This window comes from Citrobacter sp. Cpo040, assembly GCF_030332915.1.
In the GTDB taxonomy this organism is placed as follows: domain Bacteria; phylum Pseudomonadota; class Gammaproteobacteria; order Enterobacterales; family Enterobacteriaceae; genus Citrobacter; species Citrobacter portucalensis.
Window position 1 is genome coordinate 246,406 of the sequence record NZ_JAOWGX010000034.1, and the last position, 16,105, is coordinate 262,510.

Sequence of the window (16,105 nt, forward strand, 5' to 3'; positions counted from 1 at the left end):
CTGATTCCAACAATGATTGCTAATGGTGTTAACGATGGAGCAAAAACTGCACCGTTTTGGCGCGAAGCGCGTCGGAATGGAGCAATAATTTCCGAAAAATTTCGTATACGATCACAATTCCAGAATTATATTTGGCGACTGAATAAAACTGCGTTTTTTCCTCTGTTTAGTCGCCTGATGCGCAAACATATTCACTTTATATGCACATGCAGTGAATATCGCCACGTTGTAACCTGTTGATATTTCGTCATCGACCTCCGTTTATGCACTTTTTTCGCTGGCTGGCACGAACCCTGCAATCTACATTTACACCGCAAACACTATATTTATTAACATATAAATAACCTTTTATTTACCGTTGAGGTCGCTATGTCTCTGTCAATTATGCGTGAAAATTTTGATGAATGGATGATGCCCGTATATGCTCCGGCCCCTTTTATTCCGGTGCGGGGTGAAGGTTCACGTCTGTGGGATCAGCAGGGTAAAGAGTATATCGATTTCGCGGGAGGCATTGCGGTTAACGCGCTGGGTCACGCCCACCCGGCATTGCGCGAGGCATTAAACGACCAGGCGAGCAAATTCTGGCATACGGGAAATGGCTACACCAACGAGCCGGTACTGCGTCTGGCGAAAAAGCTGATTGACGCCACCTTCGCCGAGCGCATTTTCTTCTGTAACTCCGGTGCAGAAGCCAACGAAGCGGCACTAAAACTGGCGCGTAAATATGCCCACGATCGTTTTGGCAGTCAGAAGAGCGGGATTGTAGCGTTTAAAAATGCTTTCCATGGACGCACGTTGTTTACCGTCAGCGCCGGAGGACAGCCTGCCTACTCACAGGATTTCGCGCCGCTGCCGCCGGATATCCGTCATGCCGTATACAACGATCTCGATTCTGCCAGCCAACTGATTGATGACACCACCTGTGCGGTTATCGTGGAGCCTGTGCAGGGTGAAGGCGGTGTGGTACCGGCAACAAAAGCCTTTTTGCAGGGGCTACGTGAGTTATGCGATCGCCATAATGCGCTGCTGATTTTTGATGAAGTTCAGACCGGCGTTGGCCGTACCGGGGAACTGTATGCCTATATGCACTACGGCGTGACGCCGGATCTTCTGACGACAGCAAAAGCGCTGGGCGGTGGTTTCCCCATCGGCGCACTGCTGGCGACAGAGCGTTGCGCCAGCGTGATGACGGTTGGCACACACGGTACAACGTACGGCGGAAACCCGCTGGCTACGGCGGTGGCAGGTAAATTGCTGGAAATTGTGAATACACCGGAAGTGCTCAACGGAGTAAAACAGCGCCACGACTGGTTTGTGGAGTGTATAAACGCCATTAACGAACGTTTTGGACTGTTTAGTGAAATTCGTGGACTCGGGCTGCTGATCGGCTGCGTGCTGAACGCGGAATTTGCCGGGAAAGCGAAACTCATCTCGCAAGAAGCGGCTGTTGCCGGGGTGATGGTACTGATCGCTGGCGCTAACGTGGTGCGTTTTGCGCCAGCGCTCAACGTCAGCGAAGAAGAAGTCGCTACCGGACTGGATCGCTTTGCGCTGGCCTGCGAACGCATTAAAGCAGGAGGTTCATCATGATGGTGATTCGTCCCATTGAACGCGCGGATATCACCGCGTTGATGCAGCTTGCCAGTAAGACCGGCGGCGGATTGACCTCGCTACCGGCGAATGAAGCTACGCTGATGGCGCGTATCGAACGTTCACTCCAAACCTGGCGCGGTGAGTTGCCAAAAAGTGAGCAGGGATATGTGTTTGTGCTGGAAGACAGCGCCAGCGGAACCGTGGCGGGAATTTGCGCCATCGAGGTGGCGGTGGGGCTTAACGACCCCTGGTACAACTACCGGGTCGGTACTCTGGTGCACGCGTCGAAAGAGCTGAACGTGTACAACGCGCTGCCGACACTGTTTCTGAGTAACGATCACACGGGTAGCAGCGAGCTTTGCACTCTGTTTCTCGATCCGGACTGGCGAAAAGAAGGCAACGGCTATTTGCTGTCAAAATCGCGCTTTATGTTTATGGCGGCCTTTCGCGATCGATTCAATGAGAAGGTCGTGGCCGAGATGCGCGGCGTGATCGATGAGCATGGCTACTCTCCGTTCTGGCAAAGCCTCGGCAAACGATTTTTCTCGATGGAGTTTAGCCGGGCGGATTTTCTCTGCGGAACAGGACAGAAAGCCTTTATTGCTGAACTGATGCCCAAGCATCCTATTTATACCCATTTTCTGTCTGATGAAGCGCAAGGCGTGATTGGTCAGGTGCATCCGCAAACGGCCCCGGCGCGGGCGGTGCTGGAGAAAGAAGGATTTCGCTACCGCAACTATGTCGATATTTTCGACGGCGGGCCAACGCTGGAATGCGATATCGACCGGGTTCGGGCTATTCGTAAAAGCAGGCTGGTGGAAGTGGCGGAAGGTCAGCCAGCAACCGGCGATTATCCGGCCTGTCTGGTTGCCAATGAAAACTATCAAAATTTCCGCGTCATGCTGGTTCGCGCAGACCCGGATACCCAACGTCTGGTACTGACGGCGGCGCAACTGGATGCCCTGAAATGCCACGCGGGCGACCATGTACGTTTTGTACGTCTTTGTGCAGAGGAGAAAACAGCATGACACTATGGATAAACGGTGACTGGGTGACGGGTCTGGGCGAGCGTCGGGTGAAAACCAACCCGGTAAGCGGTGATGTGCTGTGGCACGGTAATGATGCTGACGCAACGCAGGTGACGCAAGCGTGCCAGGCCGCACGTGCGGCCTTTGTCGGTTGGGCTAAACAGCCTTTCAGCGCACGCCAGACTATTGTTGAAAAGTTTGCTTTATTGCTGGAAAGCAATAAAGCCGAGCTAACTCAGATTATCGCCAAGGAAACCGGAAAACCTCATTGGGAAGCCGCGACTGAACTGACGGCGATGATCAATAAAATCGCCATCTCCGTCAAAGCTTATCATGCCCGTACCGGTGAGCAGCACAGCGAACTACCGGATGGTGCGGCAACGTTGCGCCATCGCCCACACGGCGTGCTGGCGGTTTTTGGTCCGTATAACTTCCCCGGTCATTTACCCAATGGTCATATTGTTCCGGCATTGCTGGCAGGCAATACGTTGATTTTCAAACCCAGCGAGTTGACGCCGTGGACCGGTGAAGCAGTAACAAAACTGTGGGAGCAGGCGGGGTTGCCGCCGGGCGTGCTGAATCTGGTGCAGGGCGGACGTGAAACGGGGCAGGCGCTGAGTGCGCTGGAAGACCTCGATGGCCTGCTGTTTACCGGCAGTGCGAATACCGGTTATCAGCTGCATAAGCAGTTATCCGGCCAGCCGGAAAAAATCCTTGCCCTGGAGATGGGGGGCAACAACCCGCTGATTATTGAAAATCCGGAGGATATTGATGCCGCGGTGCATCTGACTATTCAATCCGCATTTGTCACCGCCGGACAGCGCTGTACCTGTGCCCGCCGCCTGCTCGTAAAAAAAGGCGCGCAGGGTGATGAGTTCCTGACGCGTCTGGTGGAGGTTAGTCAGCGTTTAGTGCCCGGCAACTGGGATGCACAACCGCAGCCATTTATGGGTGGACTGATTTCCGAACAGGCCGCGCAGCACGTCTATGATGCCTGGCAGCGTCTGGCGTCGTTGGGCGGCCGTACGTTGTTAGCGCCACGTCTGGTAAATGCCGGAACGTCACTGCTGACCCCTGGAATCATCGAACTGACCGGGGCGGGGAACGTACCTGATGAAGAGGTTTTCGGTCCGCTGCTCGGCGTCTGGCGTTATGACAGCTTTGATGATGCGATTCGTCTGGCGAACAACACCCGCTTTGGATTGTCGTGTGGGTTAGTTTCGCCCGATCGCGGCCAGTTTGAACAGCTACTGTTGGAGGCGCGGGCAGGGATCGTCAACTGGAATAAGCCGTTAACCGGCGCTGCGAGTACCGCACCGTTTGGCGGTGTAGGCGCTTCCGGGAACCATCGCGCCAGCGCGTGGTATGCCGCAGATTATTGCGCCTGGCCGATGGCAAGTCTGGAATCCCCGGCCTTAACGCTGCCATCGGCGCTTAGCCCCGGACTGGATTTTTCTCGCGAGGATAAGCTATGAAAGCCCGTGAGGTAAATTTTGATGGTCTGGTGGGGCTAACTCACCACTATGCTGGATTGTCATTTGGTAATGAGGCCTCAACCAAACATCGATTTCAGGTGTCGAACCCGCGTCTGGCGGCAAAGCAAGGTCTGCTAAAGATGAAAGCGCTGGCGGATGCGGGATTTCCTCAGGCGGTGATCCCGCCCCACGAGCGGCCTTATATTCCGGTTCTGCGTCAGTTGGGTTTTAGCGGCAGTGACGAACAGGTGCTGGATAAAGTGGCGCGTCAGGCGCCTCACTGGCTCTCCAGTGCCAGCTCCGCATCGCCTATGTGGGTAGCGAATGCGGCAACGGTGTGCCCTTCGGCAGACTCGCTGGACGGGAAAGTGCATCTGACGGTGGCGAATCTGAATAATAAGTTCCACCGTTCACTGGAAGCGCCTACTACCGAAGCATTGTTACGGGCGATTTTCCGTGATGAGAATAGCTTTGCAGTCCACGGTGCGTTACCCCAGGTTGCGCTTTTTGGCGATGAAGGGGCGGCAAACCATAACCGCCTCGGTGGAGATTACGGTGACCCCGGCGTACAGCTGTTTGTTTACGGTCGTGAAGAAGGCAATGCATCCCAACCGAAGCGCTATCCGGCAAGGCAATCCCGTGAGGCCAGCGAGGCGGTCGCGCGACTGAATCAGGTCAACCCGCATCAGCGCATTTTTGCTCAGCAAAACCCGGACGTTATCGATCTTGGCGTGTTCCATAACGATGTGATTGCGGTGTCGAATCGCCAGGTGCTGTTTTGTCATCAGCAGGCGTTTGTCAGACAGCAAGCATTGTTAGAGCAGTTGCGCAGCCAGGTGGCAGGTTTTACCCCGCTGGAAGTCCCGACAGCGGAAGTGTCGGTGCAGGATGCCGTGACCACTTATCTGTTTAACAGTCAGTTGCTGAGTTGTAGTGACGGTTCGATGATGCTGGTCCTGCCGCAGGAGTGTCGGGAGCATGCTGGCGTGTGGCGGTATTTGAACCGGCTTCTCGAGGAAGACAATCCGATCGATGACCTGCGGGTATTCGATCTACGTGAAAGTATGTCCAACGGCGGTGGTCCGGCATGCTTGCGCCTGAGAGTGGTGCTCACTCCGCAGGAACAGCAGGCGGTGAATCCGGCGGTTATCATGAACGACACGCTGTTTAACACGTTGAATAACTGGGTTGACCGTTACTATCGCGATCGTCTTACCGCTGCCGACCTTGCCGACCCACAGCTGTTGCGCGAGGGGCGTGAAGCGCTGGATACGCTGACGCAATTGCTCAAACTCGGCTCAGTGTATCCTTTCCAGCAGGAGGGGATGCACCATGGATAACTTTCTGGCTATTACGCTCGCAGGCGCCACTCCAGAGAAAACGCAAGGAACCACTCATGGTTTTGACTGGCAGTGGATCGGTCACGGAATTCTGGAACTGACGCCGCTTGCACCCGTTGAACATGCTCTGGTGCTGTCTGCGGGGATCCATGGCAATGAAACAGCGCCGGTAGAGATACTCGATTCATTGCTTTCCAAGCTGTTTAGCGGCGAGCTGACACTGACATGGCGGCTGCTGGTGATTCTGGGAAACCCGCAGGCGCTGGCTGCGGGAAAACGGTATTGTCATAGCGACCTGAATCGTATGTTTGGCGGTCGGTGGCAGATTTTTACCGCAAGTGAAGAAACGCACCGAGCCCATGAGCTTGAGCTGTGTCTGGAAGATTTTTATTCGCGGGCGAAAGAGCCAACACGCTGGCATCTGGATCTGCACACCGCGATCCGCGGTTCACAGCATCTGCGCTTTGGCGTATTGCCACAACGCAACGTTGCCTGGGACGAGGATTTTCTTGAATGGCTGGGAGATGCGGGACTGGAAGCGCTGGTTTTCCATCAGACGCCTGGCGGCACGTTCACCCATTTTAGTGGTGAATATTTTGGTGCGTTGGCCTGTACGTTGGAACTGGGTAAAGCGCTGCCGTTCGGGCAAAACGATCTCACCCAGTTTGCGCAAACGGCAGACGCACTGGAGAAACTGCTGCGGGGTGAGCGGGTGCCGACGAGAGAAATATCCCCGCTGCGTTATCGCGTGGTGTCGCAAATCACGCGTCGTAGCGACGATTTCATTCTCCACATGGATAACCAGACGCTAAATTTTACCCCCTTTAAAGAAGGCACCTTGCTGGCGCAGGACGGAGATGAACGTTTTATCGTCACCCATGATGTTGAATACGTTCTCTTTCCCAACCCTAACGTGGCCTGTGGTTTACGTGCCGGATTGATGCTCGAAAAGTTGTGATAAATATATTCGCCCTGCAGGTTTATCCTTTAGGGCTTATTTTTGCGTGCTGTTTTTATTTATTACGGATTATTCCTGGTGAATTGCTTTCTTAATAATCAGGGTTCAGGTATAGTTCTCCATAATTCTTTCAAAATCATCCGGTTGTAATTTTTTATTGCAACTCTGCGCAATTTATTCTTTTTTTCTTCATAATTGATGAAAGTTTGTTTTTTACACTTTCACTGTTTTACCGTTGCTCTGATTAATTGACGCTTAAGCCGGTAAAGTTAATCTCGTCAACACGACATCACATTGCATAAGAGTCGCATGAGTGTCGTAAAAATAACTGAAAGAAAGGATAAAAATTATGCGTAAACTGACTGCTCTGGTTGTTGCCTCTACTCTGGCGCTGGGTGCTGCGAACCTGGCTCATGCTGCTGACACTACAACAGCTTCACCAGCGGATGCCAAACCGATGATGCACCACAACGGCAAGTTCGCCCCGCATCACGACATGATGTTCAAAGACCTGAACCTGACCGACGCGCAGAAACAGCAGATTCGCGAAATCATGAAAGGCCAGCGCGATCAGATGAAACGTCCGCCGCTGGAAGAACGCCGTGCAATGCACGATATCATCGCCAGCGATAGCTTCGATAAAGCGAAAGCCGAAGCGCAGATTGCGAAGATGGAAGAACAGCGCAAAGCCAACATGCTGGCGCATATGGAAACTCAGAACAAAATTTACAACATTCTTACCCCGGAACAGAAAAAGCAGTTTAATGCCAATTTTGAGAAGCGTCTGACAGAACGTGCAGCGCAGAAAGGTAAAATGCCAGAAGCTGCCGAGTAATCGATCAGCGTCTACACTAAATCATTCACACTGTGTCGCGCAGAGTGCCGCACAGTGTGAAACCAAACTCAAGACCGCCGCTCTTGTCCACAACACGTATAACGATGTGGGCAGGATCGGCGGTTTTTTCATTTCTGCCTATTGCACCGGACGCACGACACGCTATTCTCCTGAAGCCCGCGAAAATTCTACCTGGATCAGCGCGTTATTCTTTTTTGCAAAATGCCGGGTTCATCGCTAAGGCAAATCAACTCTGCTGCCGATAACAATAATCTGCAGGGTGAACATAATAATGATGATTTATGGCTGTCTGTTTACGGCAGGCTGCCATGCTGCTCCTTTCTGGAGGGATGATGGAATACTTTGATATCCGCAAAATGCCGGTTAATCTCTGGCGGAATGGTGCGGGAGAAACGCGTGAGATTTGCTGTTTTCCGCCAGCAACACGAGATTTTCACTGGCGGGCGAGTATCGCCTCCATTGCAGCAAACGGTGAATTTTCACTTTTCCCGGGTGTAGAGCGCGTGATTACGCTGCTGGAGGGAGGGGAAGTCACTCTGGAAGAAGCGAACATCTTTACGCATACCCTGAAACAGCATCAACCTTTTACCTTTGCCGGTGACAAGGTGGTAAAAGCAAAGCTGACGGAAGGGCAGATGTCGATGGATTTTAATATCATGACCCGACGAGATGTTTGCCAGGCAAAAGTCAGAGTGGCCGATCGCACCTTTACGACCTTTGGTTCACGCGGCGGCGTGGTGTTTGTTATCAGTGGTGCATGGCAACTGGGCGATAAACTGCTAACGGCCGACCAGGGTGCGAGCTGGCATGACGGCAAACACACATTACGACTGCTGGAACGCGAGGGAAAATTGCTGTTCAGCGAGATTAACTGGATGCCGGGGCATTCTCCGGATGCAGTTCAATAATGTCATATTGACCAGACAGAACAGGCCGGCAGAGAATTTTGTAGCCATCATGGTCAAAGCCTGCTGGCATACGCGCCAGGGTAGTCGCTTCATCCAGCGTTGAAACGGCTCCCAGCCACAGCCAGTTGTTGATGATATGGTACTGTGTCATTTCGGCACCGGTTTCTTGCAAGGCAATGGCATTGCTCCATGGCCAGCAAATCACTTTCACTCTTTCCAGCGCCTCTAGCAGGCGCGAGTGATGCGCTTCATGACTCTCTTTCCCGCAGCACGCCCCGGCGCAGCGTTTAAGCGCGGAGCGAAAACAGGCACGCCCGCGACTCAGGGGTTCCAGCCCCAACAGGCCGTAGCACAGCTGCTGTTCATCCGCGAGGTTTTGCAACGCTTGTAGCGCTGCGCGACGATGGGCAAACAGGCCAAACAGATTGGGTGCATGGGAGAAATCAATATCTCGTGCGTAGACAACCTGAACAGTTCGGTCGGTAAGCTGCAAGGCGCAAAGCTGACGATTGCGCCGCAGTCGTTTATTAAACAACGGCTGTTGTTCTTTGATCAACCGCGCTTCCAGCAGCAGGGCACCAATTTCTCCCGCCGTACAAATCCAGCTAATGCGTTTGGCCTGACGCAGCATTGCCGCTTCGTCCGCGGTACGCAGGTGTGCCAGCACGCGGCTGCGAATATTGACGCTTTTACCAATGTAGAGAGGCATAGTGTCGCTTTCACTGTGAAACAGATAGACGCCTGGTGCGGTGGGAAGCGCACTCAAAAATGGACGCAGGTGTTCTGGATATTCATAGATTGCCGCTGCCTCAAATGTCAGGCGTGGGGCTGATTGACGCCGTACCACTTCTCACTCCGGACGCTGGTTATTCATCCAGTGTAGCAGTTTGAAACCGATTAAAAAAGCGGCATCAGACCAGGGGGAGGGGCCGGACAGCGGTGATCCCAGTGCTATCCGGCGATATGTGATTAAAAAAATTACGCTTTTTTCCAGAAGTCATCAAACACCGTGATCGGTGTGCGACGTTTGTGCTCGGTCTTCAGATACCAGCCTTCAATTTTTTTCGCGATGTCGGCAGCCAGCGTTTTTCCTTCCAGATAATCGTCGATGTTGTCATAGGTGACGCCTAATGCGGCTTCATCCGGCAGAGAAGGGCGATCGTCTTCGAGGTCGGCGGTTGGCGCTTTCTTATATAAATGTTCCGGGCAACCCAGCGCGGCAAGAAGCTGCTTACCCTGACGCTTGTTCAGGCGGAAAATAGGGTTAATGTCAGTACCGCCATCGCCGTATTTGGTGAAAAATCCGGTGATGGCTTCTGCTGCATGATCGGTACCCACGACAACACCGCTGGTCATTCCGGCGATACTGTACTGGGCCTTCATACGTTCACGGGCTTTTTCATTGCCACGGACAAAATCGCTCAGTTCAATACCCGCTTCACGCAGGGCCTGTTCACTGGCCAGTACCGCACCCTTAATATTTACTGTGAGCACGCGGTCAGGTTGGATAAAGGCGATGGCATCCTGACAGTCCTGTTCATCAGCCTGAACGCCATACGGCAGACGTACGGCAATAAACTGCAGCGCGTCATTCCCCGTTTCTTCGCGAAGCTCGGAAATAGCCATCTGGCAAAGTTTTCCCGCGAGCGTTGAGTCCTGTCCGCCGCTTATCCCTAATACCAGTGATTTCAGAAAAGGGTAGGTTTGCAGGTAGGATTTCAAGAAATCCACGCTGCGGCGAATTTCCTCTTCTGCATTAATTTGCGGTTTTGCGCCAAGCGCCTGGATTATCTCTTGCTGCAGAGTCATTTAACCTCCTCCGAAAAATGAAATGATCAAAAAAAATGATGTGTTAAAGCTAACGCGTTGGGACCCAAACGACAAGGGATGCAGGCCTGATCTAACATCATTTTGTTTTAATAGAATTTTCCGAAACGACCTAAGTATCATCTGATTGCTTGAAAAATGTGTTGTTGTGCTCCAGGCTTATATAACACGCTGAAATACAAGAGGACGGAATATGAACAAGAACCTAACAGGAATTCTAAGCGCAGCGGCTGTTTTGACTATGCTGGCAGGATGTACGGCCTACGATCGCACCAAAGACCAATTTGTTCAGCCCGTGGTGAAAGATGTGAAGAAAGGGATGAGCAGGGCGCAGGTGGCTCAGATTGCCGGTAAACCTTCTTCTGAAGTCAGTATGATTCATGCGCGCGGGACATGCCAGACCTACATCCTGGGTCAACGAGATGGTAAAGCTGAAACCTATTTTGTTGCTTTAGACGACACCGGACATGTGATTAACTCCGGTTACCAGACCTGCGCAGAGTACGACACTGACCCGCAGGCGGCGAAGAAGTAACAACTGCTTATTGCCTGAGCATTCAGAAGAACCGGCCTTCGCGCCGGTTTTTTTGTGCCGAACGATCTTATTTATTGCCGCGAATTATTTGCCTGAAATGTGAGGGGGGTCATAACGACAGGTCAAGGAGAGACAATTTAGTTGGTCAAGGAAATACCATCCGCCGGTGCAATCCCGTATACTCATTTCAGCCACCTAAAAAAGTAATTTAGCTGACGCAAGTTACCCAGAGCATGGATGCAGGTTATGGCTTGCGGAGTGTCTGGTTGACAGATAATCGCACATGAGGATCGTTTTAATGGAAAAGAAACACATTTATCTGTTTTGTTCTGCGGGCATGTCGACTTCATTGTTGGTTTCGAAGATGCGTGCTCAGGCCGAAAAATACGAAGTACCGGTTATTATTGAAGCATTTCCTGAAACGCTGGCCGGAGAAAAAGGTCCTGTCGCCGATGTCGTGTTATTAGGTCCACAAATTGCTTATATGTTGCCCGAAATTCAGCGTTTGTTACCCAACAAGCCTGTGGAAGTGATTGACTCGCTGCTGTATGGCAAAGTCGATGGTTTAGGCGTGCTTAAGGCTGCTGTTGCAGCAATTAAAAAAGCCGCAGCAAATTAATTATTTTATTTTAATTTTTCCCGTCAAAGAGTTATTTCATTAACATTCACCGCAATTTTTAATTGCGGTATTTAAGGGTATTTTTCTATGAGTAACGCTATTGCTTCACTTGAAAAGGTACTCCTTCCTTTTGCTGTAAAAATTGGAAAGCAGCCACACGTTAATGCAATCAAGAACGGCTTTATTCGTTTAATGCCGTTAACCCTCGCAGGGGCCATGTTTGTATTAATCAATAACGTTTTCCTGAGCTTTGGGGAGGGGTCGTTTTTTTATTCAATGGGCATTCGACTTGATGCTTCAACTATTGAAACTTTGAATAGCTTGAAAGGCATTGGTGGAAATGTCTATAACGGAACGCTGGGTATCATGTCATTGATGGCACCGTTCTTTATCGGCATGGCGCTGGCAGAAGAACGTAAAGTCGACTCACTGGCTGCCGGGCTGTTATCCGTCGCCGCGTTTATGACCGTAACACCTTATAGTGTGGGTGAAGCCTATGCCGTTGGCGCGAACTGGCTCGGCGGTGCCAATATTATTTCCGGTATTATTATCGGCCTTGCGGTCGCGGAAATGTTCACCTTTGTGGTTCGTCGCAATTGGGTCATTAAATTACCTGATAGCGTACCGACATCCGTTTCGCGCTCTTTCTCTGCGCTGATTCCTGGCTTCCTTATCCTCTCCATTATGGGGATCATCGCCTGGGCATTGAACACCTGGGGTACGAACTTCCACCAGATCATTATGGATTCCATTTCAACGCCGCTGGCATCGCTGGGCAGCGTGGTGGGCTGGGCCTACGTGATTTTTGTTCCGCTGCTGTGGTTCTTCGGTATTCACGGTTCACTGGCGCTGACTGCGCTGGACAGCGGTATCATGACGCCATGGGCGCTGGAAAACATCTCTATCTACCAACAGTTTGGTTCCGTAGATGCCGCGCTGGAAGCCGGTAAGACGTTCCACGTCTGGGCGAAACCGATGCTCGACTCCTATATTTTCCTTGGGGGTAGTGGGGCAACGCTGGGTCTGATTATCGCTATCTTCCTGGCATCGCGTCGTCCTGACTATCGTCAGGTTGCTAAACTGGCACTGCCGTCAGGTCTGTTCCAGATTAACGAACCTATCCTGTTCGGTCTGCCGATCATCATGAACCCGGTGATGTTTATCCCGTTCATTCTGGTGCAACCGATTCTGGCGGCGATTACGCTGGCAGCTTACTACTCAGGCATTATTCCACCGATTACCAACATTGCACCGTGGACTATGCCAACCGGTTTGGGCGCGTTCTTTAACACAAACGGTAGCGTCGCTGCTCTGCTGGTCGCGCTGTTCAACCTCGGTATCGCAACGCTGGTTTACCTGCCGTTCGTGGTGGTAGCCAACAAAGCGCAGAACGTTATTGACCAAGAAGAAAGCGAAGAAGATATCGCTAACGCATTAAAATTCTAAATTTAATCCGGCATGGCTTTACGGTCATGCCGGACTGAACCAGAGGAAAAAAGTATGTTGGATATCGAGAATATCGTCGATACGCAGTCAGAAGCAGAAGAACTTGAAGAAGTGGTGATGGGCCTCATCATCAACTCCGGTCAGGCGCGTAGCCTGGCGTACGGGGCACTCAAAATGGCCAAGCAAGGTGATTTTGAGTCGGCCAGGGCCATGATGGACCAGTCTCGTCTGGCGCTGAACGAAGCGCACCTCGTGCAAACGAAATTGATTGAAGGCGATCAGGGCGAAGGTAAAATGAAAGTTAGCCTGGTGCTGGTCCACGCGCAGGACCATCTGATGACATCAATGCTGGCGCGTGAGCTGGTGACTGAACTGATTGAGCTTCACGAAAAGCTGAAATAGCGAGGAGTGCATAATGCAGCTACAGATTAACGCACCGGAAATCAAAACCGTTTATGAACAGCAGCTGTTTAATGGCAAAAATTTCCATGTGTTCATCTATAACAAAACTGAGAGCATCAGTGGGCTGCATCAGCATGACTACTATGAGTTTACCCTGGTTTTAACCGGGCGCTATTATCAGGAAATCAACGGTAAACGCGTACTGCTAGAACGTGGAGACTTTGTCTTTATCCCGTTGGGCTCGCACCACCAGAGTTTTTATGATTTTGGTGCGACAAGGATCCTTAACGTCGGCATCAGTAAACGTTTTTTTGAACAGCACTATCACCCGCTGCTGCCATTTTGTTTCGTTGCATCGCAGGTCTACCGGGCGAATAACTCGTTTCTTACCTACATTGAAACGGTTATTGCATCACTGAACTTTCGTGAGAGCGGGCTGGATGAATTTGTAGAAGTGGTCACCTTCTATATTATTAATCGGTTACGCCATCATCGCGAAGAGCAGGTGCTGGATGATATTCCGCAGTGGCTTAAAACCACCGTCGAGACCATGCACGACAAACGGCAGTTTAGCGAGAATGCGCTGGAAAATATGGTACACCTGTCCGCGAAATCCCAGGAGTATCTGACCCGCGCTACCCAGCGTTATTACAGCAAAACGCCGATGCAGATTATTAATGAAATCCGCATTAACTTTGCTAAAAAACAGCTGGAAATGACGAACTATTCTGTAACGGATATTGCTTACGAGTCTGGCTACAGTAGTCCAAGCCTGTTTATTAAAACGTTTAAAAAGCTGACGTCGTTTACACCGAATAGCTACCGTAAGAAATTAACTGAATTTAATCAGTAGATATTATTTGCCAATAACCCATTTTTTATAGCTTGCCCAAAATAGCGTCGGGACAGCCACGCTATACCTGACAAACGGGTTGAGCATAATACACGTCAGTGTTTTGACACTGAAGGGAGAAAGTATGAGCCAGAAATTAAAAGTCGTCACTATCGGTGGCGGGAGCAGCTACACCCCTGAATTACTTGAAGGCTTTATTAAGCGCTATCATGAATTACCGGTTTCTGAGTTGTGGCTGGTTGATGTCGACGGTGGAAAAGAGAAGCTGGACATTATTTTTGACCTATGCCAACGCATGATCGACAAAGCCGGCGTACCGATGAAGTTGTTTAAAACGCTGGACCGCCGTGAAGCACTGAAAGATGCTGATTTCGTTACCACCCAACTGCGCGTAGGGCAACTGAAAGCCCGTGAAAAGGATGAACGCATTCCGCTGAGCCACGGTTATCTGGGACAGGAAACCAACGGTGCGGGTGGGCTGTTCAAAGGTCTGCGTACCATTCCGGTTATCTTTGACATTATTAAAGATGTGGAAGAACTGTGCCCGAATGCCTGGGTGATTAACTTTACTAACCCGGCAGGGATGGTGACTGAAGCGGTTTATCGCCACACGAATTTCAAGAAATTCATCGGCGTGTGTAATATTCCTGTCGGCATGAAAATGTTCATTAGCGATGTGCTGGCGCTGAAAGAGAGCGATGATTTATCCATCGATCTGTTCGGTCTGAACCACATGGTCTTTATTAAAGACGTGCTGGTGAACGGTACATCGCGCTTTGATGAACTGCTGGACGGCGTGGCTTCTGGACAACTGAAAGCTTCCACCGTGAAGAACATTTTCGACCTGCCGTTCAGCGAAGGGTTGATTCGTTCGCTGAAGCTGCTGCCGTGCTCGTATTTGCTGTACTACTTCAAGCCAAAAGAGATGCTGGCGATCGAAATGGGCGAGTACTATAAGGGCGGCGCACGTGCCCAGGTAGTACAAAAAGTAGAAAAACAACTGTTTGATCTCTACAAAAATCCTGAGTTAAACGTTAAGCCGAAAGAGCTGGAGCAGCGCGGTGGCGCGTATTACTCCGATGCGGCCTGTGAAGTGATCAACGCCATCTACAACGACAAACAGACCGAGCACTACGTCAACATTCCACATCATGGACATGTTGATAACATTCCTGCGGACTGGGCGGTTGAGATGACCTGCACGCTCGGACGTAACGGTGCTACGCCGCACCCACGTATTACCCATTTTGATGAGAAAGTACTTGGCCTTATCTACACCATTAAAGGCTTTGAGGTTGCGGCGAGCAATGCGGCATTGAGCGGCGAGCTGAATGATGTGCTGCTGGCGTTAAACCTGAGTCCGCTGGTGCATTCTGACAGCGATGCCGAGATTCTGGCGCGTGAGCTAATCCTGGCGCATGAAAAATGGTTGCCAAACTTCGCCGGGTGCATTGAGAAACTCAAAAGCGAACAACACTAACTGAGGTCGGCTATGGAACGCGTACTGATAGTGAATGCGGATGATTTTGGCCTGAGTAAAGGACAAAACTACGGCATTGTTGAAGCCTGTCGTAATGGCGTTGTCACCTCGACAACGGCACTGGTTAACGGTGCGGCGATTGACCATGCGGTACAGCTGAGTCGCGACATACCTGCACTTGCCGTCGGGATGCATTTTGTTCTGACGCTGGGTAGGCCGTTGACGGCAATGCCGGGCCTTACCCGTGACGGATTACTGGGGAAATGGATCTGGCAGATGGCAGAGGAGGACACTTTGCCGCTGGATGAAATTTCTCAGGAACTGGCCGCGCAGTATCAGCGTTTTATTGACCTGTTCGGGCGGGAGCCGACGCATCTGGATAGCCATCACCATGTGCATATGTTCTCGCAAATTTTCCCTATCGTAGCCGGGTTTGCTGCCGAGAAGGGGATTGCATTGCGTATCGATCGTCAGACCGTGTTTCAGGCGTCTGATTTTCCGGAAACGTTACGTACCTCCCAGGGATTCAGCAGCGAGTTTTACGGCGAAGCGATTTCCGAGGCTCTGTTTTTACAGACGCTGGATGCGTCAGCCGACCGGGGAGAGTCTTCGCTGGAAGTGATGTGTCATCCGGCCTTTATCGATGACATTATTCGTCAAAGTGCCTACTGTTACCCCCGCTTAACTGAGCTCGACGTGCTGACGTCTTCGTCACTGAAATATGCAATTGCGGAGCGCGGTTATCGTCTTGGCAGTTTTCTGAACGTGTAATTCCTGAGTTTGCG

The 16,105-nt window shown here is 51.3% G+C and carries 16 protein-coding genes; 14 read left to right on the forward strand and 2 right to left on the reverse strand.

Annotated elements, in window-relative coordinates; all coding sequences use genetic code 11:
- Positions 1–369: 369 nt before the first annotated feature.
- The 7 genes from astC to ves all read left to right on the forward strand — a co-directional run bounded on the left by astC (position 370) and on the right by ves (position 8,158).
- Positions 370–1,590: a succinylornithine/acetylornithine transaminase gene (astC, locus tag OGX86_RS05970; RefSeq protein WP_286639558.1), complete on the forward strand. Its 1,221-nt coding sequence runs from the start codon at positions 370–372 to the stop codon at positions 1,588–1,590.
- Positions 1,587–2,621, forward strand: coding sequence for an arginine N-succinyltransferase (astA, locus tag OGX86_RS05975; protein WP_048214344.1), 1,035 nt, complete (start codon positions 1,587–1,589; stop codon positions 2,619–2,621). The genes astC and astA overlap by 4 nt, the downstream gene beginning before the upstream one ends.
- The gene (gene astD, locus OGX86_RS05980) at positions 2,618–4,096 is read left to right on the forward strand and encodes a succinylglutamate-semialdehyde dehydrogenase (protein WP_136391782.1); all 1,479 of its coding nucleotides are present in this window, start codon (positions 2,618–2,620) and stop codon (positions 4,094–4,096) included. Before astA ends, astD begins: the two co-directional genes overlap by 4 nt.
- Complete coding sequence (gene astB, locus OGX86_RS05985) at positions 4,093–5,436, forward strand: N-succinylarginine dihydrolase (protein ID WP_168978340.1); 1,344 nt, start codon at positions 4,093–4,095, stop codon at positions 5,434–5,436. Before astD ends, astB begins: the two co-directional genes overlap by 4 nt.
- Entirely contained in the window at positions 5,429–6,394 is a 966-nt protein-coding gene (gene astE, locus OGX86_RS05990) for a succinylglutamate desuccinylase (RefSeq protein WP_286639560.1), read from the forward strand. The genes astB and astE overlap by 8 nt, the downstream gene beginning before the upstream one ends.
- A 349-nt stretch (positions 6,395–6,743) precedes the next feature.
- On the forward strand, positions 6,744–7,229 hold the full coding sequence (spy, locus tag OGX86_RS05995; RefSeq protein ID WP_286639561.1) for an ATP-independent periplasmic protein-refolding chaperone Spy: 486 nt from the start codon (positions 6,744–6,746) through the stop codon (positions 7,227–7,229).
- Positions 7,230–7,582: 353 nt separating this feature from the next.
- A complete protein-coding gene (gene ves, locus OGX86_RS06000) occupies positions 7,583–8,158 on the forward strand; it encodes an environmental stress-induced protein Ves (protein ID WP_032943147.1) in 576 nt (191 codons plus the stop codon).
- Here ves and cho read toward each other — a convergent pair.
- Together cho and nadE are read right to left on the reverse strand one after the other, a co-directional pair.
- A complete protein-coding gene (gene cho / locus OGX86_RS06005; RefSeq protein ID WP_048226765.1) occupies positions 8,118–9,005 on the reverse strand; it encodes an excinuclease Cho in 888 nt (295 codons plus the stop codon). The two genes, ves and cho, sit on opposite strands and share 41 nt — an antisense overlap.
- A gap of 131 nt (positions 9,006–9,136) precedes the next feature.
- A complete protein-coding gene (nadE, locus tag OGX86_RS06010; RefSeq protein WP_032943150.1) occupies positions 9,137–9,967 on the reverse strand; it encodes an NAD(+) synthase in 831 nt (276 codons plus the stop codon).
- A 211-nt stretch (positions 9,968–10,178) separates the two neighbouring features.
- Here nadE and osmE point away from each other — a divergent pair, with 211 nt between their 5' ends.
- The 7 genes from osmE to chbG all read left to right on the forward strand — a co-directional run bounded on the left by osmE (position 10,179) and on the right by chbG (position 16,091).
- Entirely contained in the window at positions 10,179–10,520 is a 342-nt protein-coding gene (gene osmE / locus OGX86_RS06015; protein ID WP_003030621.1) for an osmotically-inducible lipoprotein OsmE, read from the forward strand.
- A 298-nt stretch (positions 10,521–10,818) separates the two neighbouring features.
- On the forward strand, positions 10,819–11,139 hold the full coding sequence (chbB, locus tag OGX86_RS06020) for a PTS N,N'-diacetylchitobiose transporter subunit IIB (RefSeq protein WP_003832547.1): 321 nt from the start codon (positions 10,819–10,821) through the stop codon (positions 11,137–11,139).
- Positions 11,140–11,226: 87 nt separating this feature from the next.
- Positions 11,227–12,585 carry a PTS N,N'-diacetylchitobiose transporter subunit IIC gene (chbC, locus tag OGX86_RS06025; RefSeq protein ID WP_003030619.1) on the forward strand — a complete coding sequence of 453 codons (1,359 nt, stop codon included), beginning with the start codon at positions 11,227–11,229 and terminating at the stop codon, positions 12,583–12,585.
- Between the two features lie 54 nt (positions 12,586–12,639).
- Positions 12,640–12,987, forward strand: a complete 348-nt coding sequence (chbA, locus tag OGX86_RS06030) for a PTS N,N'-diacetylchitobiose transporter subunit IIA (protein ID WP_048214339.1) — start codon at positions 12,640–12,642, stop codon at positions 12,985–12,987.
- Positions 12,988–12,997: 10 nt separating this feature from the next.
- Positions 12,998–13,840: a transcriptional regulator ChbR gene (gene chbR / locus OGX86_RS06035; protein ID WP_085951046.1), complete on the forward strand. Its 843-nt coding sequence runs from the start codon at positions 12,998–13,000 to the stop codon at positions 13,838–13,840.
- Between the two features lie 124 nt (positions 13,841–13,964).
- Entirely contained in the window at positions 13,965–15,320 is a 1,356-nt protein-coding gene (locus OGX86_RS06040) for a 6-phospho-beta-glucosidase (RefSeq protein WP_032943151.1), read from the forward strand.
- A gap of 12 nt (positions 15,321–15,332) precedes the next feature.
- Positions 15,333–16,091 (forward strand): chitin disaccharide deacetylase, encoded by a 759-nt coding sequence (gene chbG, locus OGX86_RS06045; RefSeq protein WP_168978337.1) that lies wholly within the window; start codon positions 15,333–15,335, stop codon positions 16,089–16,091.
- Positions 16,092–16,105: the final 14 nt, after the last annotated feature.